A 23,409-nucleotide genomic window follows, 5' to 3' on the forward strand; every position below is an offset into this window, starting at 1 on the left:
ACGAGGACGCGGTCGCGCCTGACGCCAACCCCGGGCGTGCAAGAGTGTGCCGGCGTGGCTGACGTACAGCCACCAGACGTGGATCCGGATCGACGGCCGTCGATCCGGGTACCGGGCGGACGACGTCGCCACCTGGCGGGCAGCCACGGCCTGCTCGGTGTGGTCCTGCCCGAAAGACCGGGACAGCCCCCCGCGCTCACCGGCGTTCTCGGCGACGAAAACCGAGAGCCGGTGACCGAAAAGGGATGCCTGCCAGCTGCCAGGGCCGTACGGCCTCGCCCCTGAGGAAGCAGCCAAGTCCTCGGCCTCTTCCAGTTCGTTGAGCAGACGTGAACAACGAGAAGACAGAGCCATCGGCGCCCTCGGTGCTGGCGCCGGCCGACGAAGTACTCCTGGAGGAGATCCAATGACAGGTGGTGATGGCAGATCCGCAGTCGGCGCCGGAGACGGTGGATCGACGCGTGACGGGCATGCACTCCGCATCGTGCGGGGCTACCGGCACGGCGCGGAAGGCCGGCGCGTCAGCCGGCACAAGATCGGACGCGCACACGCCGCGCTGGAAGGCGCGGGCATCCTCCTGCGGCAGGCGGCAGCGCTGTTCCTGGACCTGCCCGCCGCCGACCGTGCCGCTGAACGCGAGAGGCTCGCTCAAGCCCCCGGCGAGCCTACGCACGGAGAAGGTGAGGCCGCTCGCGGCTGCGAAGACGCGTCCAGGTCGATGGTGCCGAAGGCTGCGCGGGACCGGCTGTACGTGCCCACTCCCTGAAGCCGCCGACGCAGCAGAGGAGTCCGGCACCGCGCTTGCCGACCGAGCCGGGGAAGGCCGGACCATGGGCGCGGACGTGACGCAGGGCGGCGAAAGTGACGTCCGCCAGGTGGTGGCTGTGGGCCTCGCGCAGCCCCACCGGCGTCTGGTCGTCACCGGCTGCGCTGCGGCTGCGGCTGCGGCTGCGGCTGCGGCTGCGGCCACTGAGCATCTGCTCAGGCGTTTCGGCGCGGGCCGCCCGTCATTGAGTGCGCTCGTGATCAATACACCTAGAGCACCGATGCTCGGCTGCGGAATCGGAGGGCGGCAAGGCCGAAGGCCATGCCTCCGGCGATGAACCAGGGGTTCCACAGGGCCAGCGTCCAGGCCCGCTGCTCCTCGCTCACCGAAGTGTCCAGGAGCGCCGTACCGGTCAGCAGCAGTACCTCGACACCGATGCCCCGGACCAGCAGGAGGGCACTGACGCTCCACCCCAGCCACCTGACCTGCAGAGCGGAAACGCCACGGAATCCGGGGTGGGCGAGCAGCCATCCCAGCAAGGCACCGAGTAGACAGAGCGCCCCCACGCCCCACAACCCGGCCACCACGAACCACAGCGGACGCTCGGCGGCCAACGGACCGGCGGAGATGCTCAGCCCCACCTCACCACCGAAGGCCCAGTAGAAGTGCAGACCGGCGAACGCGGCCGCCCACGAGCACGCGATATGCCCCCACCACGGGGACCATCGCCCGCCTGTGCCCTCCGGTCCGCGGCTCACCGTCGACCCCCGCGGACATCGTCCCGCTCAGCGCACGGGCCGCCCGCCTCCTCCGGCACCACGATGAACGCCGTGCCGCCGGTCAGGTCAACACGGGAACAGGGCGGCGCGCCGTCGCTTTCGTCGTCCCGCCGCAGCAGTTCCACCTGTCGCTGCTTCAGTTCCGCCGCCTTGTTCCCGTTGACCACGGCCGTGAATTCGTCGAAGGCGATGCTCGACAGCGAAGGCCCGGAGCGTCTGCGCAGCCAGGGAATCAGGCCCAGGCCCGTCAACCACCGCCATACGCTCTCCACCAGGGCGAACAGGGCCAGCGCACACGCGAAGGCCGGAAACGACATGAGCCAGACCGTCACGGACGGCCCCCCGCCGCCCACACCCCAGCCGCACACGTCCCGTTGATCACCATGAGGACCACTGTTGCGGGTCCACGGCGCGCAGGGATCAGACCCGAGGACGAGCCGCCTCCCCATCCGGCGGAGGCGCCACGGGCCAGATCAGCGAAGTACGCTCCAGCCCATGAGTGCGTTCTTAGCGTTGTTGGTCCTGCTCGCGGTCCCCGCGGTGTTCCTGGCCGACCGTGTGCTGTTGGCGATGGAGGCCCGGGGCTGGATCTACTGGCGCAAGACCAAGCGTCTGTCGTCCATCGGCGCCGACCTGGTCCAGGAGGGCTCCCCCGGCGCCCAGGCCGTCAAGCGCGCCATGGAACAAGAACGCGTGCGCAAAAACGTCAGGCCGGCGCAGGACCCGCCCGTGCGGGTGGACCTGGACACCGGCACCGTGCACATCCGCCGCACCGGTCACAACGGACAGGAACAGGCGCCCCCGCGCTGACCGCCTGCTGGCCGACGGGCACGGTCCTGCCGGGAGATGGCTCGGTAGCAGCGGCATCGTCACCGGTCTCACCGGTCTCACCGGGCAACCCACCCTGCCCGTACTACGCCCGCGTGACGCCCGTACTACGCCGCCGGCCGCAGCGCCTCCAACTCCTCGCTCAGCCAGCCGAAGGCCGCCGGGTGACCTTCGAGGTCCGGACTCCCCTGATCCGCGTTCTCCGAGTTCCATGCTCGCCTCGTCACGTAGTGCACCGAAGAGAGTTCCGCGCATCGGTGTTGGACAGGTCGCGCCTCCCTCAACGGCTCGTTACTCTGCGGCTAGTCAACTTCGATTAGCAGAGGAGCCTTCGCATGGCCAACGAGGTGGCCATCCCCCAACTGCCCTGCCGCTCGATCGACGAGGTCACAGAGTTTTACGAGGCGCTGGGGTTTTGTGTGACGTACCGGCAGGTCCGTCCGAACCCCTATGTCGCCTTCCGCCGCGAAGACCTTGAGATGCACTTCTTCGCCATCGAGGGCTTCGATGTCACCGACTCCTACGGCGCGTGCGCGCTCTACGTTCCCGACACCGGCGCCCTGTACCGCGCCTTCGCGGACGGCCTGCGCGCGGCGTACGGCAAAGTGCCCGTATCCGGGATACCGAGGATCACCGCGCCCCGCAGGCGCAAGAACGACGGCCGCCGGACGGGGTTCACCATGGTCGATCCGGGCGGCAACTGGATCCGGGTCTTCAACCACCCGGAGAAACCCGAACCGGTCCCAGCGCCGCCGCCGACGGCGAACAGGCTGGCCACAACGCTGGAGAACGCTGTCGTGCTCGGCGACTCCAAGGGTGATACCGCCCAGGCCGTCAAGATCCTGGACGCGACCCTGGCCCGGGAAGGGGAACGGGCGCACCCCGTGGACCTCGTCGAGGCCCTCGTGTACCGCGCCGAGCTCGCCCTGCGCCAGGAGGACGCCGAACGAGCCCGGACGCTGCTCGCCCGCGTACGCGCGACGCCCCTTGAGGACAGCGAGCGCGAACGTCTCGCCGACTGCCTCGGCCTGGCGGAGCAGATGCTGAGGGACCTTGCGGCGGACGCGCAGAACTGACACTGTGCCCTGCCGCCGACAGGGTTCTCCTGAACGGTTGCCGGACCGGCACCGCGCCATCTTGGCCATCGTCCCTACGTCACCGTGTTGCCGTCTGCCGCTCGATAGCTGAACAGCGTGCCCCGGCGTGTGTACGTGCGAGGAGGGAGCCCGCTCCTTCGAGCCGAGCGCCGGTGCTCAGGCTGCGGGGCCGTCACCCCTAGGTTCTGTCGTCAAATGTCACGCCCACATCAGCAGGGCTGCGAGGGTGACGGGCGCTGGGTAGGACTTGGCGGTCTTCTCGTACCGGATGGCGATACCGCGCCACTGCTTCAGCCGGCTGAAGCACCGTTCCACCACATTGCGCCGCTTGTGGATATCGCGGTCGAAGGCCGGGGGCCGTCCGACACGGCTGCCGCGGTTCACCGATCAGACCGCCACGGGCCGGAAGGCGCCCGCCCTAATTGATGGCGTTGAGGTCGCGTCCAGGGAAACGTGCCAAGGCCGTTGCGCGGGCCGCGACGTGTAGTTTGGGCGAGCCGGGCCCGGCCCGTCCCGGATGTGCGGCCGACGTGGCGGTCCGTGGCGGCAGGGCCTGCCGCTCGTGTCGCCTTCTGCAAAGCCGTTGGGCCCTGCTGAGTGTGGCCCGCTCGCGTACTCGGCCGACGGGCACAACACGGTCGGCCGGGCACGCCGACAGGCGGCAGCCTCATGCCCGGCGACTGCGGACCCGACCGATCAGGGCATGTTCACGCCACCTCCACGTAGCTTCGCGAGTTCTCCTTCGACCGGAAACACGGTGGCAACCCCGCAAGCGGCTTTGCCAGACTAAAATCTTTCTTTGCCGGGAATTGACCACCTGTTGGCGCGCGCAATAGGTGGTGTGCTTCCTGGAGGGGCGCATGTTGCGAGACGGGAGGACTCGGGCCGGTCTGAACTCCTCGGCGCCGTCCTGCTCGTCCTCCCGATCGCCAAGCCCTCGATGCTCTTCGTATCCGCACACACCCTGCCATGTCGAGACCAAGCTCTGTCGGGGCAGCCCGGCTCCCCGCGGCCTTGCGCGACGGGGCCGCCGCCTGGCGGGACTTCAGCGTCCGAAAATCCCGACGGCCCCTCACGAGCTTTGCGTTGCGCCCGAATCCAGTCGGCCGCACCCGACCGCACCCAGGCCGCAGGCCGAGCGCGGCACCAGCCCGTTCACCGACCGCACCACCAGCGTTTTGCTGCGCGGCAGCAGAGCAACCCCCCACCTCTGTGTCCTGTCAGCCCGACGCGCCCCACAGCGGCGCCAGGAGGAGTGACCACCGTGCAATCCCTCATCGACAACGCCCGCACATTCGGACAGCGTCCTGAGGCGTTCGCCAAGCTGGCCGAAGGCCAGTCGCCCGAGGTGCTGTTCATCACCTGCTCCGACTCCCGGGTCGTTCCCGCCCTGATCACGGGCGCGACACCGGGCCAGCTCTTCGAGCTGCGCACCGCGGGCAACATCGTCCCTCCCTACGCCGCGGCCGCCCCCACCGGTGAGGCGGCGACGATCGAGTACGCCGTGCAGGTGCTCGGCGTCCAGCACATCGTGGTGTGCGGCCACTCCCACTGCGGCGCGGTCGGCGCGGTGGTCCGCCACGACGACCTATCCGCCGCACCCGCCGTACGCGACTGGCTCGCGCACGCCGCGGACGAGCCCGCGTGCTCCGACACGGCCGACCCGACGGTCGCCGAGGCCGTGCAGCACCACGTGCTGAAGCAGCTGGTGCGGCTGCGTTCCTACCCGTGCATCCGACAGCGCCTCCAGGCCGGGCACCTCCAGCTGCACGGCTGGTACTACGAGGTGCACACCGGCACGGTGCTGGCACACCGCACGGACTCCGACACGTTCGAGACGCTCTGAGGAGACGGGAGGTCATGATGCCGAAGTACCCTTACGCCTGGCAGGACTTCACCGCGTCCATCGTCGTCTTCCTGGTCGCCGTGCCGCTGTGCGTCGGTGTGGCGGTCGCCTCCGGCGTACCGGCGGAGCTCGGGCTCGTCACCGGCATCGTGGGTGGCCTGGTCACCGGATGCATGCCCGGCAGCAGCCTGCAGGTGTCCGGGCCCGCCGCGGGCATGACCGTGCTGGTCTTCGAGGCCGTCAGCGAGTTCGGGGTGTCCACGCTCGGCGTGATCGTGCTGGCCGCCGGGCTGCTCCAGCTCGCCATGGGCATCTTCAAGGTGGGCCGCTGGTTCAGGGCCATCTCCGTCTCCGTCGTCGAGGGCATGCTCTGCGGCATCGGCCTGGTGATCATCGCCGGGCAGATCTACGCGGCGGCGGGCCTGAAGGCCCCGGGCTCGGGGATCGGCAAACTCGCGGGACTCCCGAAGGCGCTGGTCGACGCCCTGTCCAGCAGCCAGTCCTTGGCCTCGCTCGCGATCGGCGCGGGCACCATCGCCGTGATCGTGCTGTGGAAGCAGATGCCGCGCAAGGCGCGGGCGGTGCCCGGCGCCCTCGCGGCGGTACTGCTCGCCACCACCGCCACCCTCGCCTTCGGCCTGCCGGTCGCCACGGTCCAGGTGGAAGGACTGCTCGGCGTCATCCAGCCGCCGGGCCCGGAAGCCTTCGGCGAGCTGGCCGGCCCCGCCATCTGGGGCACCGTCCTCGCGTTCGCGCTGATCGCTTCCGCGGAGAGCCTGTTCAGCGCGGCGGCCGTGGACCGGCTGCACAACGGCCCGCGCACCCGCTACGACCAGGAGATGATCGCCCAGGGCACCGGCAACACCGTGTGCGGCCTGCTCGGCGCCCTGCCGCTGACCGCGGTGATCGTACGCAGCTCCGCCAACGTCAACGCGGGCGCGAAGACCAAGGCATCGCGGGTGCTGCACGGTGTGTGGCTGCTGCTGTTCGCCGCCGCCCTGCCGTCCGCCCTGGCCCTGATCCCGATCCCCGCCCTGGCCGGCATCCTCGTGCACGCGGGCTGGAAACTGATCCCGTTCCGCCAGGTCGCGGCACTGTGGCGAGGCCACCGCAGCGAAGCGCTGATCCTCGTGGTCACCGCCGTGGCAATCGTCGCGGTGAACATGTTCGAGGGCGTGCTCATCGGCCTCGGCCTGTCGGTGGTCAAGAGCGCCTGGGAGGCTTCGCACACCAGGCTGGAGATCGTCGACAAGGGCGCCGGCCCGGTCCAGGTCCATCTGTCGGGGTACGCCACCTTCCTGCGGCTGCCGAAAATCCTCGACAGCCTGGAGGCACTGCCCCGCCGGCGGCCGGTCGAACTGGACCTGAGCGGACTGCACCACCTGGACCACGCCTGCCGCACCGCCCTGGAAAGCTGGGCCGAAGGACACAGCACGATCGGTACGCAACCGGTGAAGATCACCGCACCGGTGACGGCCGCCGCAGGCGCGAAAGCCCCGACGGCCCAGTGACCCCGTCAGCTGCACGACGTTGCGGTGGCCGACGGGAAACGCGCACGGCCACCGCATGCACACCAGAGCTCCAAGGTCCCGGAGAACGCACAGGTTTCACAGGCCCGCTGGCGTTCCTCCCACGCACCGCGTGGACCGGCCCGGCACGGGCCCCCGGGAGGATCGGCCGGAGGGTGGCCGAGGCGGTGCCTTGAGGCTGCGCGGAGGGCCCTTTCATGGTGGCAGTGCGCGGTGGCGGAACCTGAAGGACGTCGGCCGGGGTGGCCGGTGTCGGGCAGGGGCCCGGTGAAGGTGTGATGGACGGGGCGGGGTCGACCGGGCTGGTGTTGGCGGCGGAACTCGCCCTGGCCGGCGTCGAGGTGGAGGTCGTGGGACGGTTGCGGACCGCTCGCCGTTCTGCCGCGGCTTCCCCCTGAGCGCCCGCAGCCTGGAGCGCTGGGCCGCCGTGGTCTGGCCGACCGCTTCCTGGCGGAGGGCCCCACGGTGGCCTACGGCATGTTCACCGGCCCGAGCCGTCCCCTGGGCCCGAGTTCGATGAACACCGACCACCCGTTCGTCCTCGGCATCGCACAGACCCGGGTCGGAGAACTCCTGGAGCAGTGGCTGGCCGAGCTTGGGGGACGGTGTCCTGGGGCACGAGGTGGTCGGCCTCGCCCAGGACGGTGACGGTGACGGGTGGAGGTGACCGTCCCGGCCTGCGGCGAACATGAGCGTCGGCGGGTCGGCTGCCTCGCCGGTCGGCACGGCTGCCGCAGCGCCGTACGCAAGCCCACCGGGAGCGGCTTTCCTGGCACCGTAGCCACCACCTTCAGCCTGCTCACGGAGTCGGCGAGATCGATGGCGGGGTGGCCGATGCCGGGCGGGCCGATGGCGGGATGGCCGATGCCGGGCGGGCCGATCCACCGGTTGTACCGCAGGCAGACGTGAACGTGGTGGGGCAGGCGCCGGAGCACCCGGCCGCCGGGACGGCGGGTGTCGCAGGGATGGCGGCCGGCCCGCGACTGGTGACGGAACACCACCCATTCCTGCGGCCGCTCCCCCAGCTCCAACGTGGCACGTGCCCGGCCAGGGCATGGACGCGGCGGCCGGTCAGCGCGGCGAGCCGTTCGGGACGACGACGCGGCGGCCGACGCCGGGACGCTCCGGCACGGCGGCCTCGGTCCAGTGGCCTCGGTCCAGAGGCAGTCGGCGCCCGGCCCTGGTCACCGGCACTCGGCGCAGACCCGGGCCGGGCCGTTGTCGCGTCGTACGACCTCCGCGGCGGCCTCGCCGAAGGCGCGGATGCGGCTGGTCTCGGTTGCCGTGCGCCAGGTCAGGCCGTATTCCAGTGGTGGCGCGTCGGTGATCGGTACGTAGGTGACGTTGGGGCGGGCGTAGTAGCGGACCTCGTGGGCGGCCGTCGGGTGGACGCCCTGGCCCGCGCCGACGAGGGCGAGGAGTTCCTGGCGGGTCGCGGCCGCGGTGCCGCGTGCGACGGTCCGGCCGCCGGGGGTGGTGCGCGGCAGCAGGTGGTCGAGCCAGTAGTCGGGGACGGGGCCGGAGAGGCTGAGCAGCTTTTCCGTGGCGAGGTCGTCGAGGGTCACGCAGGCGCGGCGCGCGAAGCGGTGCCGGCCGGCCACGGCGAGGACTCGCGTGTCGGAGATCAGCACGGGTCCGGTCCGCAGGTCCGCCTCCGCTACGGGGTACTGGGCGAGCAGCAGGTCCAGTGCGCCCGAGCGCAGGAGCCCGTACGGGTCGTTCAGCGGCGTCTCATGGAGGAGGACTTCGCCGGCTCCCGGGTTCCGCTCCCCGTACACGGAGGCGGCGGCCAGCACCAGTTCGCCCGCGAGCGGGCTGCTGAAGCCGACGCGCAAGGGCTCGGCCAGGCCGCGGCCGGCGGCGACGGCGCGCTCAAGGCCCGCCTTGATGAGGTCGTAACCGGGCCGTACGTCCTCCAGGAACTGCCGTCCGACCGGGGTCAGTTCCACCCGGCGGCTGGTCCGCGCGAAGAGCGCGGTGCCGATCCGCCGCTCCAGTTGCTTGATGCTCTGGCTGACCCGGGCCTGGGAGACGTGCAGCCGTTCCGCGGTACGACCGAAGTGCAGCTCGTGCGCGAGGGTCAGGAAGATCTCAAGATCGCGGCGTTCCATAAGCCGCAGCTTATCGATCGTTTCGCGGTTCGCCGTTGTTCCGGCTCCGGGGGCCGCCGAAGCTGGAGCCATGAACACGGAGATCACCAAGCCCCTCGCCGTCATCACCGGAGCCAGTTCGGGCATCGGCGCGGCCACCGCGCGCGTCCTGTCCGGACAGGGCCACCCCCTGCTCCTCCTGGCCCGCCGGGTGGCCCGGCTGGACGCGCTCGGCCTTCCGCACACCCTCGCCCGGGCCGTCGACGTCACCGACGCCGACGCGGTGTCCGCCGCCGTGCAGGAAGCCGAGGCACAGTACGGACCGGCCGATCTGATCGTCAACAATGCCGGTGTGATGCTGCTCGGCGAGGTGGTCCAGCAGCCTGCCGAGGAGTGGCAGCGGATGCTCGACGTGAACGTACGGGGGCTGTTGAACGGCGTACGGGCCGTGCTGCCGGGCATGGCCCGACGAGGCCGCGGCACGATCGTCAACGTCAGCTCCGTCGCGGGCCGCAAGAGCTACCCCCACCACACCGTCTACAGCGGTACCAAGTTCGCGGTGCACGGCATGTCCGAGAGCCTGCGTGAGGAGGTGGCGCCGCACGGTGTGCGTGTCGTCACGATCGCGCCCGGCGCCGTGGAGACGGAGCTGCTCTCCCACACGACCGACGCGGCGGTCAAGGCCGACTACCAGGCATTCAAGGACTCGATCGACGTGCTCACCCCGGAGGACGTGGCCGCCGCGATCAGCTATGCCTACCAGCAGCCGCAGCGCATCACCCTGCGTGAGATCGTCCTGGCGGCCACGGCACAGGCTGCCTAGGCCGTGACGGGCACAGGCTCGCCGGGTTGGCTGTCATGGCGGGTTGGCTGTCATGGCGGTTCGGCGCGCGGTGAAGTCCGATACAACCAGAGGCAGCTCGTACCCGCAGCGTTGGTGGAACCGCAAGGCCAGCTCGTGTACGTCAGCTCGCCTGCCGGCATCCGGGCAACAAGGCCCGCGCGGCGGCTTCCCGTACGGGATATCCGTCTCCGCTCTGCACGAAATCGCTGCGCACGCCGGGCAAGGACTGCCGCGAAAGCGACCGGGATCAGACGGACGAAGCCGCCCCCGCCGGACTGTCCGGGCAGCTTCGCCTGTCCCCCGCAGCAGCCCACCGGCCGGCCCTCCGCGGCATGCCCGACGAGGACGTCGCCACACGCTTCGGCATCAGCATCGAGATCACACGACGGCGCATGAACAGCATCGGAGCACACATCACCAGCCAGCACGCCCGTACCTGCACCCGGACCCGCGCTCGCCGCAACGCCCACTGACAGCGTGCCTCACCACACCCCACGCAGCCCGACGGCAACCGGTCCGACACCACCGGCAACCGGCCCGACATTACCGGCGCCCGGTCCGGTCACCGGCATCTGGCGTTATGTGACCTGTACGGATGTCTCAGCCTCAGGATGTCCCGGGCGATACGTCTGCCGTAGGGAATACGCGTTCGCCGTCTTTGTACCCCGCGATCCGGGGCCGTCTTCCCCGCGCTCCGCCTCAGCCGGTAAGGCTGAAGCAGGCACGCCTGTCGCTGTCGGCCCGGTCCCGTGGAATACGGGGCATCTTGGCGCCCAGCGGTCCGTCCGTTACCGAGAGGAGGGCGTCGTCTCGGTCTGCGGCGCGGGGCCGGGGAGGGGCGGCGTGTCGGCCCGCATACCGTCGAAGACCAGGCGCAAGTAGCGTCGCCACAGATGCGGCTGGGACGCCAGCAGCGGCGATGCCGTCTGGTAGACGCCGCTCATGAGCAGCATGACATCCTGCCCGGTGATGTCCCGGCGGATGGCGCCGTGCCGCCGAGCGCGGTCGGTCAGTTCGGCGGTGATCCTCTCCAGCGCCGCGAGACCGTTGCGTACGTCCGGATGGTCGTGTGCTTCTCCGTGGGCGACCTGGCAGAAGGCGCGGTTGCTGATCTGCAGTTCGATGGCGGCGGTCATGAACTGCATCAGCGCGTCGGCCGGCTCCTCGGTCTCTGCCAGCCGCTCGCCGGTCGCCGCGAGAGAGAACTGGTTCTCGCTCACGATCGCCGCCAGCAGGTCGTCCTTGGTGGCGAAGTGCCGGAAGACGGTGCCTTTGCCGATGCCGGCGCGTTCTGCGATGTCGGAGACTGACGCCTCGACGCCTTGCTCGGCGAAAGCCTCGGTCGCCGCTTGCATCAGCTGACGCCTGCTCCGTACCGCGTCACTGCGCATGGGTTTGGTGCCGGTCGGCTTGGCCATGGCGTCCTCCCTTTTCACGAACCGACCCTAACGCCAAGCGGACCTATCGGTCACCTTCGCGCGCACTCCGGCGGCCTGCGACGACGCGCGGGTCGGCGCATTGGGTCCTGGGCCTCTCGACCCTACGGCCATCCTGACCGCACGGTCCGCTTAGTGATCCACCTAACATGACCACCCGGTCCGGATCGCGTACAGTCGAAGGTGACCGGGCGGTCCGCTTAGTGGCCGCCGGGGACAACCACCATTCACCACACCCACGAGGAAGCACCACGCCATGAGCAACGACAGCAGGCCCCACACCCTGGACCCGTTCACGATCGATGTCCCCCAGGACGTCCTGGACGACCTGAAAGCCCGGTTGAAGGCCACCCGGTTCGCCCCGGACCCCGACAACGAGGACGAGTACTACGGCCTGAGCACGGCCTACATCAAGCCGCTGGTCGAGTACTGGGCCGATCGTTTCGACTGGCGAGCGGCGGAGAAGCGGCTGAACTCCCACCCCCAGTACAAAATCGACATCGATGGCACGCCGGTCCACTTCCTCCACGTACGCGGAAAGGGCCCGGACCCGACGCCGCTGCTGGTCCTGCACGGATGGCCGTGGCCGGGAGAGTTCAACCACCCGGTCATCGGCCCGCTGACCGACCCCGCCGCCCACGGCGGCGACCCGGCCGACTCCTTCGACATCATCGTGCCGACCCTCCCCGGTTTCACCTGGTCCTCCCCGGTCAAGGGCGATCTGAACTACTGGAAGATCGCAGACATCCTGCACACCCTGATGACCGATGTCCTGGGCTACGGCAGGTACGGGTCGGTGGGCAGCGACTACGGCGCCCTGGTCAACAGCGCGCTGGGCCACAAGTACGCCGACAGCATCATCGGCCTGCACTATGGGCACGACCTGCCCCCGGGCATGTTCCAGCACGACCGCTACTGGGACCTCACCGGCGGAGCGCCGATCCCCGAGGACGCATCGCCGCAGGTGCGCGCCGAGATCATGAAGATGCACTCCACCTACGCCTCCCACGTCGCCGTCCACATGCTCGACGGGCAGACCCTGACCCACGGGCTGAACGACTCCCCGGTCGCCCTGCTCGCCTGGCTGGTGCAGCGGTGGAAGAAGTAGAGCGACAAGAACGGCGACTTCGAGGAAGCCTTCTCCCGCGACTTCATCCTCACCCAGGCGACCGCGTTCTGGGTCACCCAGACGATCGGGTCCTCCATCCGCATGTATCGCAACGCCGTTCGCTACCCCTGGACGCCGGTGCACGACCGGCAGCCGACGGTCGAGCCCCCGGCCGGCTTCACCTTCCTGCTCGGCGACGTCTACCCGCCCGGAGTCCACACCCCTGAAGAGCGCATCGCCGCCTTCGAAAACGGCCCCACCCGGGGCTTCTTCAACCCTGTGCACGTCAACGCGCACTACAAGGGCGGCCACTTCGTCCACTACGAGAACCCCGAAGCACTCGTCGGCGACGTCCGCGAAACCTTCCGCAAGCTTCGTTGAACGCACGCGCCGTTGCACGCAGGTTTGGTTGGGCGCACGTGCCGTTGAACGCAAGCTCCGATGAACGCAAGCTTCGTTGGGTGCCCGCGCCGGCGGGCGCCCGCGCCGAGGCCGGCTCACGGTGCCCGGCCAGCCAGAGCGCGATCGACGTGCACTCCGGGCGGGTCACGACGCACATCGTCACCCGCCCCGCCGAACCGTGAGCCGGGCCCAGTCCAGCCGGAACGGACACCGCCAAGAAGCCTCACGCAGTCAGAACACCCGCCGCCGGCCGCCGGTACACAGCCGCACATCGCCCAGCCGTGCGGCACCGGCTCCGAACCATCGCACGCGGACACCGCGAGCACGCCTTCTCCCGAACGCGGCGCGCCGTGACGCAGGACACCGTAACGCAGGACCCCCTGCCAGCTCCCTTGCCGGACCACCGCGCGACCGGATCACCCCGCCGGCCCGTTCGCGTTCGCGGTCTACCCCTTGCCGGATCCGCACGCCTCTCGCCGAAATCAGGGACGTCCCCGCCGCACCAGGCCGGCGCCCCGCCACGATGAGGCGCATCAGTCGTACGGCGCCCGGTCACGACCAGGGAAGTCAGGACCCCGATGGAGGTACGGACGGCGATGGCGGCGACGGCCAGGTTCATCTGCCCGGTGGGTGCCAGCCAGCCGAGTGCGGCCCGGCCGCGGCGGGCAACAGCCTGCTGACAACCTGCCAACCTGACGACCGCGCCGAGCAGCGCGACCGCAGCACCCGGGGCGCTGCCGCAACACTCGGGGCGCGGCCGCAGCGCCGCACTCCCTCGCGCCGCGACCGCCCTCGTCACCCATCCGGCCCAGTCGCGACGTATCGCACCACGAGCAGGACGGGTGCCGGGCGCGCGGTGCGGCCGAGGGCGTCCGGCGAACGAGCACCACCCCGGGGCACCGGTCGCTGCCGTGCGACCGCTGTCGTCGGCCCGCAGCATGGCCGTGCAGGGAACCGTCATTATCGCCTCGCGTCGGTCGGTGCGGTGAAAGCCGTGCGCTCACGCGGACGGCGGTGGTTCGGAGAGGCAGTCATGGGCAGGTTCGATTCCGCCGGCGTCGCCGAGATGTTTCGAGTGCGGCCGTTGACGGCGCGGAGCGAGGGCATATGGCAGGACGGTGACCACGCTCTGATCGGCGTGAGCACCGGCAACAGCTACTTTTCCACGCATCGCCTCGCGACTCTGCTCAGGTGGGCGCAGCACCAGTTCCGCAGGGTGGATGTCATCTGCGCGGACACCCAGATCGACACCATGTATAGGGCTTCCGGATATGAGCCGGCGGAAGCCGCCCGGCGGGCCAAGCGGAGGGTATCAGCCACCCGGCGTCGAATCCGGGGCGCGCTGCGCGCCTCGGCTGTCGTGGGCGGAAGAGTGCAGTCGCACTTGCTGTCCGATTTCCTCTCGGACGAAAGCTACATGCGCGTTCGCGAACAGGTGCGGGAAGCGCTGCGTACGGAGACACCGTTCACCCGTGCATGCGAGAAAATGGTGGACGGCTTTCTGGCCAACAATTCTGACACACCGGAATGCGGGGACACCGAACGAAGGGACGCCCAATGGCGTGCCGGGATGACCTACGTATCCAACGAAATGCCGTTCCTCATCGATACGCCGGGCATTCTGGGCGTGCCTTCCTCACTGTCCGTGTACCACCTGCTGCCGCCTGCGGTGGAGGAGCTGTACTGCGCTGCCGGCGTCCCGGCCCCGGCAACCCGCCAGGGTTTCGCCGTGGTCACCCCCCGCGTGCCTGATCCGAACGGACGGGAAAAATGAGTAGGGACCGTATGGATGACGTGGATGGTGACCGGGGGCCGGGCGGGACCGTGGACGTGGAGTGGCCCCTCTCGCGGCGCGGTGACGTGGTACCTCCGGAGTGCGCGTGGCTGCGCAACCACCGCCCGGTGGCCCGGATCCGTACTCTGACCGGTGATCCGGCCTGGCTGGTGTCGACGCATGCCCTGGTCTCCTACGTATTGAAGGAAGACGCCCTCTTCAGCATGGACCCCGTCGGTGCGCCGGACGCGCCCAGACTGTGCGCCGCCGCCTTCCCCGCCGGATTGCGCAACAGCATGACTCACTTCCACAGCGCAGGTCTGCGCGAAGCGGTGATGCACGCGCTGTCCCCCCCAGCGGTGGCCCGGGCCGCCGAGGTAATGCGCGAGCGGGCGCACCAGCTGATCGACGCGTTCCAGGCCGAAGGACCGCCGGTGGATCTCAAGCAGCACTTCACCGACCCCTACACCGTCACGACACTGTGCACGGTACTGGGGCTGCCCGACACCGACTGGCGTCGCATGCTCTCCTGCCTGGACATCACCATCATGACCGCATGCGCCCCGTTCGAGGGCGCCGCGCTCAACTGGGACAAGGGCGTGGCCCGGATGGCCGCCTACCTCCAGGATCCGCACGCCGCCCAGGCCCCCGGGCTGCTCGGCTTGCTGGCGAGGTTCCGCGAGCAAGCCGACCCCGTACCGGACGAGACGCTCGCGACGGCTCTGCACACCCTTTTCGAAGCCGGAGTGGCCAGCGCCAGCACCGCGCTGCTCAACACCGTCCTCCTGCTGCTGCTCCGCCCGGAGGAGGCACAGTGGCTGCGTGCCCATCCCGAGCACCTCGGGACCGCTGTCGACGAGCTGCTGCGCTACAACCTGTCCATCGGGGACGGCATGTCGCGCATCGCCACGCAGGACACCGAACTCGGTGGTGTGGCCATCCGGGCCGGTGAGCTGGTCGTGGTCCTGGTGGAAGGCGCCAACCATGATCCGCAGGCCTTCCCTTCCCCCGAGCGCCTGGATCTGACCCGCAGCCCCAACCCCCACATGGCCTTCGGCGCCGGCCGACACTACTGTCCGGCCACCCACCTGGCGCGCACCCACGCGGCCGTGGCGTTCGCAGCGCTGCTCGAACGCCTTCCCGACCTGCGTCTGGCTGTCCCCGCCGATCTGCTGAACTGGCGCTCTCGCTGGGTCAAACGCACCCCGGAACGGCTGCCCGTGCTGTGGTGACAGGGCCGTACACACGCCCGGTCGCCGCCACGGTCACGAGGCGGCCTGCCGTCCGGCGCTCGTCCGGGCCAGGGGCTTGAGGTACAGCCCGTTCGGATTGAGCACGCTGCTGGGCGCCGGACGTACGGTGCGGCCCGGCACCGCTTCCAGACGCCAGCGCGCCGTGATGGTCGCCAGCGCGAGGGTCGCCTCGGTCACCGCGAAGCCGTCCCCGATGCACTGGTGGGCACCGGCTCCGAACGGAAGCATGCCGGGCGCCCGCCGCCAGTCGAAGCCGTTCGCCCACCGTTCGGGCAGGAAGCGCTGTGGCTCGTCGTGCAGCTCCGGCAGCCGGTGCATGAGGTAGGGGCTGTAGGCCAACGTGATGCCCGCGGGTACGTGACAGCCCGCCAGGACGGTGTCTGCCATCGCGACGCGGGTGGTCAACCAGGCCGGAGGGTACAGCCGTAGCGTCTCCGCCAGAACCTGACCGGTGAACACCAGACGCGGCAGGTCCTCGAATGCGGCAGGCCGGCCCTCCAGCACCTCATCCACCTCCGCCTCCAACCGCCGCATCGCTGAAGGGTGCCGGGACACCAGGTACAGGGCCCACGCCAGCGCCGCCGCGGTGGTCTCCATGCCCGCGAAGAAGAACACCTTCAGCTCATCGGTGATCTCAAGGTCGGACAACCCTTCGCTGTCGGCATCGCCGGCGGCCAGCAATGCCGAGAGCAGGACCCCCCTGTCGTCGCCTCCCGTCCGGTAATCGCTGATCATCCGTGCCATCGCGACGGCGATCCGCTGCCGCGCCGCCCGGTAGCGCCGGTTTCCCGGCAGCGGCAGCCCGCCCAGTACCGGAGGCAGGAACAACCGCCGGAAGATCCCGCGCGAGACGACGTTGCAGTCCTCGATCAGCCCGAGAGCGGTGTCCTCCTCGCAGGCGGAGACCATCACCGCCACGACGGTCCGGGCGGCCACTTCCTGCGTCTGCGCCAGCACATCCAGCTCGCGCCCTTCCTGCCACGCCTGCGTGACCCGCGTGATCTGGTCCGTCATCACCCGTGCGTAGTCCGCCATCCGCCGGGCCCGGAAGGCCGGCTGCGCCAATCGCCTCCGGCGCCGGTGTGCCGCCCGGGGACACGTCCCCAGCCCCTCCCCCAGCACCACCCGTGCCCGGTCGAACAACAATCCGCCCCGATCGAAGGCACGATCGTCGAGCAGCATGTGCCGGACCTCCCCCGGCCCACAGACCACCAGCACGGCCGCCGTACCGACTCGGATCTCGACCAGCCGCCCCTGCGCGGGAAGCGAGGACACGAACGCCAGCGGCTGCCGGAGCAGTTGCCGCGCATGCCCCAGCACCGGAACCGCGCCCGGCGCCACAGGAGCCCTGCCGAGGCCTGTCACCCAGACTCCCTCGCAGTCGCAATCCCGCTCACGGCCACGTCCGCATCCACAACCGCAACCGCATCCGCCATCACGGCCGCATCCGCAACCGCATCCGCAACCACGACCGCTCTCACGGCCGCATCCACATCCACCACCGCTTCATCACGCAGCGCGGGCAGACGAATCACCCGGCACACCCGCCTCACTTCACACTCCCGGCCACGTCATGTGGCTACGTCATCTCTACATTCTCTCCGCGGGCCCGGAGCGCACGACGCAGCTCAGCGCTCCGGGATGTCCGCCGATCGGCGGGCCCGGCCGGCAGTCGGACCAGGATTTCTGTGATCGCTGTGATGGGAGCGGTACGGTGCCCGGTACGGTAACCGGTCCGCTCAACGACGCGGCCGACGGCGACGAGCCTGATGTCGGCGGATACCTCGCGGACTGCCGCAGCCGCGGTAGGTGCCCGGTCGGATGCGCCAGGAACGCGGGCGGTCCGCGAGCGCGGGCAACGTGACCTCACTCCCGCGGACCGCGGACCAGAACGGACAGCGCGCCGTGACCGCGCCTTGACATCGATGTCAGAGGCGCGGTCCGCGCGAGACGGATGTACTCCTACTGGATGCGGTGAACCCCGCGGGGCCACCGTACGCCGAGGCGCGTGGCCGCCTTACGGCGTGTATACGGCGTCACTGCCGTACAACTCCCTGGTGAACGCGGAGACGTCGGCGCTGCGGTCGGCGCCGTCGAGGTTGTACGTGAGATATACGCCGTACCCTTCACGGACGGTGCGGCGAGCGAGGCCGGCGGCCGTGCTCTGCGAGGTCCGTCCGATTTCGACGGCCGCCGGTGAGAGCTTCGATTTGGGCAGCGCGATGCGGGGAACCTGCCAGGTGCCGTAGTACGGGTTCCAGGCGTAGTCGAACTTGGAGGAGACGTCGACGCCGCCGTAGGAGAGGCGCGACGCGGACGGACCGATGTTGTAGAGGCTGATGATCTTGTCCGGTATGTTCGCCCGCAGCGCCGTCACCAAGTGCACGAACGAGCTGCTGTTGGGCTGGCCGGTGCCGTTGGCGCCGTACTTGGCGTACTCGTCGTCGAAGTCGATGCCGTCCAGGCCGTACTTGGCCACGGTGTCGGACAGCTGTTTCGCGAACGCCGAAGCCGCCTGCTGCGACGGGAAGTTGGCGAAGCCCGCGCCCTGGTGGTTGCCGAGCACCGAGAGGACGACCTTGATGCCCTTCCGCTGCAACGGCCGCACCTCGGTGGCAACGTTGTCAAGGACGCGCTGCACGTTCTCGTTCAGGTGCAGATACGCCGTCTTCGTGTCCGTGTTGTAGTTGATGTTCGCTGCGAAGATCACGGCGACGTCGAAAACGTTGCCGCCGCCGTTGGCGAGGGTGTACTTGCCTACGTGGAGCATGCTGTGGTCGTTCACCTCGACGTAGGCCACCGAGGTCGGCCCCTGCTTCTTCGGAGCGGGGGCAGGGGCTGCTGCCGCGCCGGTCGGGGCGGTCGCGCCGAGGGCGAGGGCCGCGATGGTCGAGAGCGCGAGCGCGGCCGTCCGCACTCTGCGCCGTACCAGGTTCAACATGGGTGATCGGTCTCCCGTCGTAGGGCCCGGCGCCCGACCTGTTCGATGTGCCGGGTGAGCCCTGCGAGTTTCACACTCCCCTCAGATGTTTCGGAAGGGGTCCGCAGCCACCAGCGAGCCGGCCGTGTGGCCGGCGGGGGTGGCCGACGCGGCACTACCGGTGGGCCGAACGCCGTGCCGCTCCAGCAGGGGGACGGCATCTGGCGCGACGGCAGCTGGTGCCAGCCACGGCTCGTACGCATACGCGGAGACCGGCCCGGGCCGACCCGCCGAGGGGCAGGACCGGCAAGAGGCGCCTACCGGGCAGCCTTACCTCGCCCGTCACCACCTGCACCAACGGCGTCGCCACGGTCACCGTGATGCGGCCGCCACCGACCGTACCGACCACACCAGCGGCCCGTCGGCCGACGCCGCCTGCCGCCTGCCGCCTGCCGCCTGCCGGGCCATGGTGCGGCTCACTGACAACTCCTGAGCGTCGTCGTGCGAAAGACAGAGGCCGCCGTCGTCGGCGGCATGCGCTTCCCGAGCGGCACGGTCTGCCGGGACATCTTGTACATCGACCCAGGCACCACCGTCACCGTCACGACCATCGACGCCAGCGGCATGCGTTACGGCGGCGCCGTCCGCGAAACGGCAAGCCACCGATCTCCGGTTGGCCCGAGCTCCCGGCGTCCCCGAAGGCGAACACCCGTGATGAGCCCCAACCTGGCGCGCGCACGACGTCATCTCGATGCCGCGCTGAGCGGCCTGGCCGTCATCTTCCGCGGGACGACGGCTCACCCGACGAGTACGACTGCGACTGCCACTGGGGCAGCACGCAAGATCTCGCGCAGTTCCAGGTGACGAACACGGAACCGGACTGGGTGATCCCGCCCCAGGCGGCATACGATCTGTGACGGAACCCGTTCATCCGTACGAGGCTGGGCCGATCGGCGACGTAGGTCGGCAATAGGCTGCTTCAGGGCACCGCACTGGGTAAGGGTGCTGCGCTCGGCATCGGCGAATCGCGCGTACGCTCACTTCGCGATAACCGCACAGCAAGCCCGATGCAAAGCTGAACGACGGCCGACCTTTTGCATAGGGGAATCGACGAAGCTGTCACCGGCCGACACGGATTCATACCACTGCGGGATTTGGACCGATATCACCATGGTCAGCTCAGCAGGTGGCCACTGACTAGCAAGCGCGCAGTGGCTTACCAGCGACATGCGAAGCTGAACATCTCAGTGGCGACCTCCCCGAATCTCACACCGCTCCGGTGCGGAGAGGCCTGCCGCACCAGGAGACCGCGGTGGTTTCGAAGCTCACCCCCGGCGGCCTGGCGTCGCGCTCGATGAGTCCGGCACCCGCGGCGCGCCAGTCGCGACCGCGTCTTGCTGTGCCCAGGTCGACCGGTACTTGACCATGGCGAGAATCATGGTCACAGTGAGAAGCAGGGCACCGCCGTCCGTCACCGCACTCGGGACAATGCCCCAGGGGCCGTACAGGTCCGTGGCGGCGTCCCACATCGAAGGCGGGATAACCCAGAAGCCGAGCCCTTGCGTGCAGTTCACGGCGAGCGCGAGCCACCACAGGGCACGCGACCGGCTGCGCAGGGCGAGGATTCCTGCCGCGTTGCCAAGAATGTAGAGACAACCGGCGATCCGGAGCCACAGGGTAAAGCCAGGAGCGGAGGCCGTTGGATCGGCGCTTCCGCCGGCCCGCATCATCATCTCCACCAGATCGTTGTTGATGATGACGAAGTTGTGCACAGCGGTGCCGATGGTGAACACCACCGAGCACACGCCCACGGTGATGTGCAGCTTCTTCGTGACAGGTGTGGCAATCAATTGCTTTCCGGTGCTCATGGCAGCCCCTCGGTGGGTCGACTTCTTGTCTCATCGCCCACGAAGACGCCTCCCGGCGCTGGTTACCTGCTGGCTGGCGCCACCTGGAAGCAGATGTCACCGGGCTCTGTCACGCGACTGCATGGCGCGCCACCCCCACCACGCAATTCGCACAAAGCCCCCTTCCGGGAAGTGAGCTACGTCTTCCCAGCCCACCGGTTCTCCGAAGCGCCGGTGCCCCCTGCTAGAGGCTGTCCCGTAAATCACCAGGGACGTGCAGGTTGAGCTGCTCGTTTGCTTGTCATCCGGTGAGGGTCAGGTTGTGCAGGCGGGCGATGCCGAGCATGGCGTGGTGGGCGCCGTGGCCTCTGAGGCGGCAGTCGCGCAGGATCTTCCAGCTCTTCATGTGAGCGAAGGCGTGCTCGACGCGGGCACGGACCTTGCGGTGGGAGGCGTTGTGCTCTTCCTTCCAGGCGGGCAGTTCTTCGTCCTTGCGCCGGCGGTAGTGCGGGATGGTCAAGCCGGTACCGCGGTAGCCGCCGTCTGCGATCACCATGGGGGTGGTGCCGACGGCAGCCTTCGCGCCGGAGTCCTCCCAGGCCCGGCAGTCGTTGCGGTTGCCGGGCAGCGGCTTGCCGACGGCGACGACCAGGCAGGAGTCGGCGTCGATGACGACCTGATGGTTAGTGGAGTAACGGTAGTTCTTGCTGGAGGCGGCCACGGCCCGGTCGCGGGTGGGGACCAGCGTGCCGTCCACGATGAGCACGGTGTTCTTGCGGAACCGCCGCCGGGGTTGGAGGGCGAGAGCCGGTCCGAGGTGGCCGACGATCCGGTCGGCCGCGGACTTGGAGATGCCGAAGAGCGGGGCGAGTTGGCGCAGGGTGAGGTTGGTGCGCCAGTACGCGGCCACCAGCAGCACCCGGTCCTCAAGCGGCAACGACCACGGCCGGCCCTTGCGGACCGGATCGGCGCCCTCGCGCCGCAACGCGGTGATCAGCTTGTTGAACTGCCGTGGGCTCAGCCCGGTGAACGGACCTATCCACGAGGGATCCGACGCCTTGATCACACCAGCCACGGCAAGATCGTCTCACCTCTGACCGGCAGTTACGGGACAGCCTCTAGGCAGTAAGCACGGATACAGCGGCCGTGTTCACCCACCTCAGCGGCGTCCTCGTGCCGCTCTGGCGGCCTGTCGCAGCCAGGCCGCATCGCCTTCGGGGTCCGGTGTCGAAATCGCGAGGCGGGCGTAGGGGGCGTCGGGGCCGAAGGCCGATGCCACGAGCACCGGCCCTTACGTACGCAGGGCGACGAAGTCCCGGCCGTGGGCGTCTCCAGCTCGCCCACACACCAGCGTCCCGGGCGGAAGCGGTAACCACGCCCGGGGCGCGGGCGCACCGCCCACCACCAGTGCGGCTCCACGCAGATCTCGCCCATCGAAGCCAGCGGCAGGCCCACGGTGGCGCGCCGCGCCGCGAGCGCCCACCGCCAGGGCAAGCGCACCGCCAGGGCAAGCGCACCACCAGATCGCCGTCCTTGACGTACAGCCGTGTCACGATGCTCACCCGCCTTCCGGACTTTCCCTCGGCGCACCGCAGTCGGCGGCCCGCGGTGCGCCGTGACGAGACGTACGAAGGGCCGACTCGTCAGTGGGCCACGCGGGCCCGGAGGCGGGCCGCCTCCACGACCGGTGTGCACGCGGTGCTCACGCCAGGTCGAAACCAGCCACACACCGCCCGCGACCAGCGCGCACGCCCCCAGAACCAGGGAGATGGCCACCGCGCCGACGTCCGGGCGCAGCCACAGCAGTACACCCGCCGCCACCGACACCACGGCGGAGACGAGCCACAGCCACACGTGCCGCAGCCCCTGCCGCATCCGGAGGGCGGCCCACAGTTCCAGACAGCCCGTGACTACGGCCCAGGCACCCGCCATGACCACCAGAACCAATGCCGTCAGGCCCGGCCACAGGGCAGTCACCATCGCGACCACCACGCTCAGCGCACTGGCTGCCGCGCAAGCCAGGGCGGACCAGCGCTTACCGCGATTCCGCCAGGCCGCCCCCAGGGGTATCGCCCCGCCCACCAGTGCGTACGCGCCGAACGCCAAGGCCAGGGCCAGCACCGTCAGCTGCGGCCAGAGCAGTGCCAGCACACCGAACATGACCGCGGCGGCACCGCGGGCCCCAGCAGCCAGACAGTCTTCGTTCCTTCCGCCACCAGCAGCCTCCCTTCTCGCTCCCTGCGTCGGCACCCCCGAACCCTCCTCTGGGAAGGCACGCGCACCCCTCCTCGGAGAGGCACGGCCATCGACGCGACCGAGCGTTCACTGACCGTAATAAAAATTCGTTGTCAAGGCAGGGAGTTATATGGGTAAGTGGCTGGGACGAGCAGCCCAGTCGGCAAGCTCCGCCACCTGCGACGGCTGTGGCATCTGAAGCGAAAGGGGAAAGGGAAACTCTTGCGCGCAACGGCGCTCTGGACGGTCTCGACCGGCTGGTGCACCAGCTCGCACACACCGCCGCGACCTCGGCGGGCGCCGTCATCCCGGCGGATGCCTGGCGCGACGACGACGCGCTCTACGTACAGTTCGACCTGCCGGGCATGGACCGCTCCAGCATCGAACTGACCACGGAGCAGAATGTACTGACCCTCCGTGCGCAACGCCCCTCGCCGGTCCCGGCCGACGCCCGGGCCGTGCTCACCGAACGCCCCACCGGACCGTTCTCCCGGCGCCTGTCCCTGCCCGACGCCCTGGACACCGCAGCCGCCGAAGCGGCCTACGACAACGGCGTGCTCACCTTGCGCATCCCGCTGGCCGCGCACGCCAAACCCCGCAAGATCACCGTCTCCGGCGGTACACCCAAGCAGCTCACGGCCTGAGAAGCCGCCCA

The 23,409-nt window shown here is 69.6% G+C and carries 23 protein-coding genes and 1 pseudogene; 14 read left to right on the plus strand and 10 right to left on the minus strand.

Features of this window, described 5'->3' with window-relative positions; all coding sequences use genetic code 11:
* The first annotated feature begins 484 nt into the window (after positions 1-484).
* Positions 485-766 carry a hypothetical protein gene (locus CP973_RS21080; RefSeq protein WP_150243883.1) on the plus strand — a complete coding sequence of 94 codons (282 nt, stop codon included), beginning with the start codon at positions 485-487 and terminating at the stop codon, positions 764-766.
* 95 nt (positions 767-861) lie between these two features.
* Complete coding sequence (locus CP973_RS40085; RefSeq protein WP_167538469.1) at positions 862-1,014, plus strand: hypothetical protein; 153 nt, start codon at positions 862-864, stop codon at positions 1,012-1,014.
* A 21-nt stretch (positions 1,015-1,035) separates the two neighbouring features.
* Here the strand turns inward: CP973_RS40085 and CP973_RS21085 are convergent, their stop codons facing one another.
* Together CP973_RS21085 and CP973_RS21090 are read right to left on the minus strand one after the other, a co-directional pair.
* On the minus strand, positions 1,036-1,524 hold the full coding sequence (locus CP973_RS21085; protein WP_150243885.1) for a DUF3995 domain-containing protein: 489 nt from the start codon (positions 1,522-1,524) through the stop codon (positions 1,036-1,038).
* A complete protein-coding gene (locus CP973_RS21090; protein WP_150243887.1) occupies positions 1,521-1,877 on the minus strand; it encodes a DUF6191 domain-containing protein in 357 nt (118 codons plus the stop codon). The genes CP973_RS21085 and CP973_RS21090 overlap by 4 nt, the downstream gene beginning before the upstream one ends.
* A 163-nt stretch (positions 1,878-2,040) precedes the next feature.
* Between CP973_RS21090 and CP973_RS21095 the strand changes: the two genes are divergently transcribed.
* Together CP973_RS21095 and CP973_RS21100 are read left to right on the plus strand one after the other, a co-directional pair.
* The gene (locus CP973_RS21095) at positions 2,041-2,355 is read left to right on the plus strand and encodes a hypothetical protein (RefSeq protein ID WP_150243889.1); all 315 of its coding nucleotides are present in this window, start codon (positions 2,041-2,043) and stop codon (positions 2,353-2,355) included.
* Between the two features lie 353 nt (positions 2,356-2,708).
* Entirely contained in the window at positions 2,709-3,449 is a 741-nt protein-coding gene (locus tag CP973_RS21100) for a VOC family protein (protein WP_150243891.1), read from the plus strand.
* A gap of 219 nt (positions 3,450-3,668) precedes the next feature.
* On the opposite strand, the pseudogene CP973_RS21105 reads toward CP973_RS21100, so the two are convergent.
* Positions 3,669-3,848, minus strand: a pseudogene (locus CP973_RS21105) (transposase); the annotation flags it as partial.
* Between the two features lie 886 nt (positions 3,849-4,734).
* On the opposite strand from CP973_RS21105, the gene CP973_RS21110 reads away from it, so the two are divergent.
* Positions 4,735-5,316: a carbonic anhydrase gene (locus CP973_RS21110; RefSeq protein WP_150249991.1), complete on the plus strand. Its 582-nt coding sequence runs from the start codon at positions 4,735-4,737 to the stop codon at positions 5,314-5,316.
* 14 nt (positions 5,317-5,330) lie between these two features.
* Positions 5,331-6,827: a SulP family inorganic anion transporter gene (locus CP973_RS21115; RefSeq protein WP_425282006.1), complete on the plus strand. Its 1,497-nt coding sequence runs from the start codon at positions 5,331-5,333 to the stop codon at positions 6,825-6,827.
* 1,202 nt (positions 6,828-8,029) lie between these two features.
* On the opposite strand, the gene CP973_RS21120 is transcribed toward CP973_RS21115, so the two are convergent.
* Entirely contained in the window at positions 8,030-8,956 is a 927-nt protein-coding gene (locus CP973_RS21120; RefSeq protein WP_150243897.1) for a LysR family transcriptional regulator, read from the minus strand.
* 70 nt (positions 8,957-9,026) lie between these two features.
* Between CP973_RS21120 and CP973_RS21125 the strand changes: the two genes are divergently transcribed.
* Both CP973_RS21125 and CP973_RS40450 read left to right on the plus strand, forming a co-directional pair.
* The gene (locus CP973_RS21125) at positions 9,027-9,758 is read left to right on the plus strand and encodes an SDR family oxidoreductase (RefSeq protein WP_208853270.1); all 732 of its coding nucleotides are present in this window, start codon (positions 9,027-9,029) and stop codon (positions 9,756-9,758) included.
* Positions 9,759-10,111: 353 nt separating this feature from the next.
* On the plus strand, positions 10,112-10,252 hold the full coding sequence (locus tag CP973_RS40450) for a hypothetical protein (protein ID WP_208853271.1): 141 nt from the start codon (positions 10,112-10,114) through the stop codon (positions 10,250-10,252).
* A gap of 315 nt (positions 10,253-10,567) precedes the next feature.
* Here the strand turns inward: CP973_RS40450 and CP973_RS21135 are convergent, their stop codons facing one another.
* A complete protein-coding gene (locus tag CP973_RS21135) occupies positions 10,568-11,197 on the minus strand; it encodes a TetR/AcrR family transcriptional regulator (RefSeq protein WP_150243899.1) in 630 nt (209 codons plus the stop codon).
* A gap of 274 nt (positions 11,198-11,471) precedes the next feature.
* On the opposite strand from CP973_RS21135, the gene CP973_RS21140 reads away from it, so the two are divergent.
* The 5 genes from CP973_RS21140 (at position 11,472) to CP973_RS21150 (ending at position 15,731) form a co-directional block, all read left to right on the plus strand.
* A complete protein-coding gene (locus CP973_RS21140; RefSeq protein WP_341874840.1) occupies positions 11,472-12,323 on the plus strand; it encodes an epoxide hydrolase family protein in 852 nt (283 codons plus the stop codon).
* 102 nt (positions 12,324-12,425) lie between these two features.
* Positions 12,426-12,704: a hypothetical protein gene (locus tag CP973_RS41625; protein ID WP_341874841.1), complete on the plus strand. Its 279-nt coding sequence runs from the start codon at positions 12,426-12,428 to the stop codon at positions 12,702-12,704.
* Between the two features lie 80 nt (positions 12,705-12,784).
* Positions 12,785-12,907 carry a hypothetical protein gene (locus CP973_RS41435; protein WP_280119021.1) on the plus strand — a complete coding sequence of 41 codons (123 nt, stop codon included), beginning with the start codon at positions 12,785-12,787 and terminating at the stop codon, positions 12,905-12,907.
* Between the two features lie 851 nt (positions 12,908-13,758).
* Positions 13,759-14,499: a tRNA-dependent cyclodipeptide synthase gene (locus tag CP973_RS21145; RefSeq protein ID WP_150243901.1), complete on the plus strand. Its 741-nt coding sequence runs from the start codon at positions 13,759-13,761 to the stop codon at positions 14,497-14,499.
* An 11-nt stretch (positions 14,500-14,510) separates the two neighbouring features.
* A complete protein-coding gene (locus tag CP973_RS21150; protein WP_150243903.1) occupies positions 14,511-15,731 on the plus strand; it encodes a cytochrome P450 in 1,221 nt (406 codons plus the stop codon).
* A 33-nt stretch (positions 15,732-15,764) separates the two neighbouring features.
* Here CP973_RS21150 and CP973_RS21155 read toward each other — a convergent pair whose 3' ends face one another.
* The 5 genes from CP973_RS21155 to CP973_RS40980 all read right to left on the minus strand — a co-directional run bounded on the left by CP973_RS21155 (position 15,765) and on the right by CP973_RS40980 (position 22,679).
* The gene (locus tag CP973_RS21155; protein WP_150243905.1) at positions 15,765-17,117 is read right to left on the minus strand and encodes a cytochrome P450; all 1,353 of its coding nucleotides are present in this window, start codon (positions 17,115-17,117) and stop codon (positions 15,765-15,767) included.
* A 652-nt stretch (positions 17,118-17,769) separates the two neighbouring features.
* On the minus strand, positions 17,770-18,693 hold the full coding sequence (locus tag CP973_RS21160; protein ID WP_150243907.1) for an endo-beta-N-acetylglucosaminidase H: 924 nt from the start codon (positions 18,691-18,693) through the stop codon (positions 17,770-17,772).
* Between the two features lie 1,304 nt (positions 18,694-19,997).
* Positions 19,998-20,540, minus strand: a complete 543-nt coding sequence (locus CP973_RS21165) for a hypothetical protein (RefSeq protein WP_150243910.1) — start codon at positions 20,538-20,540, stop codon at positions 19,998-20,000.
* A 280-nt stretch (positions 20,541-20,820) separates the two neighbouring features.
* Positions 20,821-21,594 (minus strand): transposase, encoded by a 774-nt coding sequence (locus CP973_RS21170; RefSeq protein WP_150241238.1) that lies wholly within the window; start codon positions 21,592-21,594, stop codon positions 20,821-20,823.
* Between the two features lie 29 nt (positions 21,595-21,623).
* Positions 21,624-22,679 (minus strand): HdeD family acid-resistance protein, encoded by a 1,056-nt coding sequence (locus tag CP973_RS40980; RefSeq protein ID WP_244409919.1) that lies wholly within the window; start codon positions 22,677-22,679, stop codon positions 21,624-21,626.
* Positions 22,680-23,014: 335 nt separating this feature from the next.
* Here CP973_RS40980 and CP973_RS21180 point away from each other — a divergent pair, with 335 nt between their 5' ends.
* Positions 23,015-23,398, plus strand: coding sequence for an Hsp20/alpha crystallin family protein (locus CP973_RS21180; RefSeq protein WP_150243912.1), 384 nt, complete (start codon positions 23,015-23,017; stop codon positions 23,396-23,398).
* Positions 23,399-23,409 lie beyond the last annotated feature (11 nt).

The organism is Streptomyces albofaciens JCM 4342 (assembly GCF_008634025.1).
Lineage (GTDB): Bacteria > Actinomycetota > Actinomycetes > Streptomycetales > Streptomycetaceae > Streptomyces > Streptomyces albofaciens.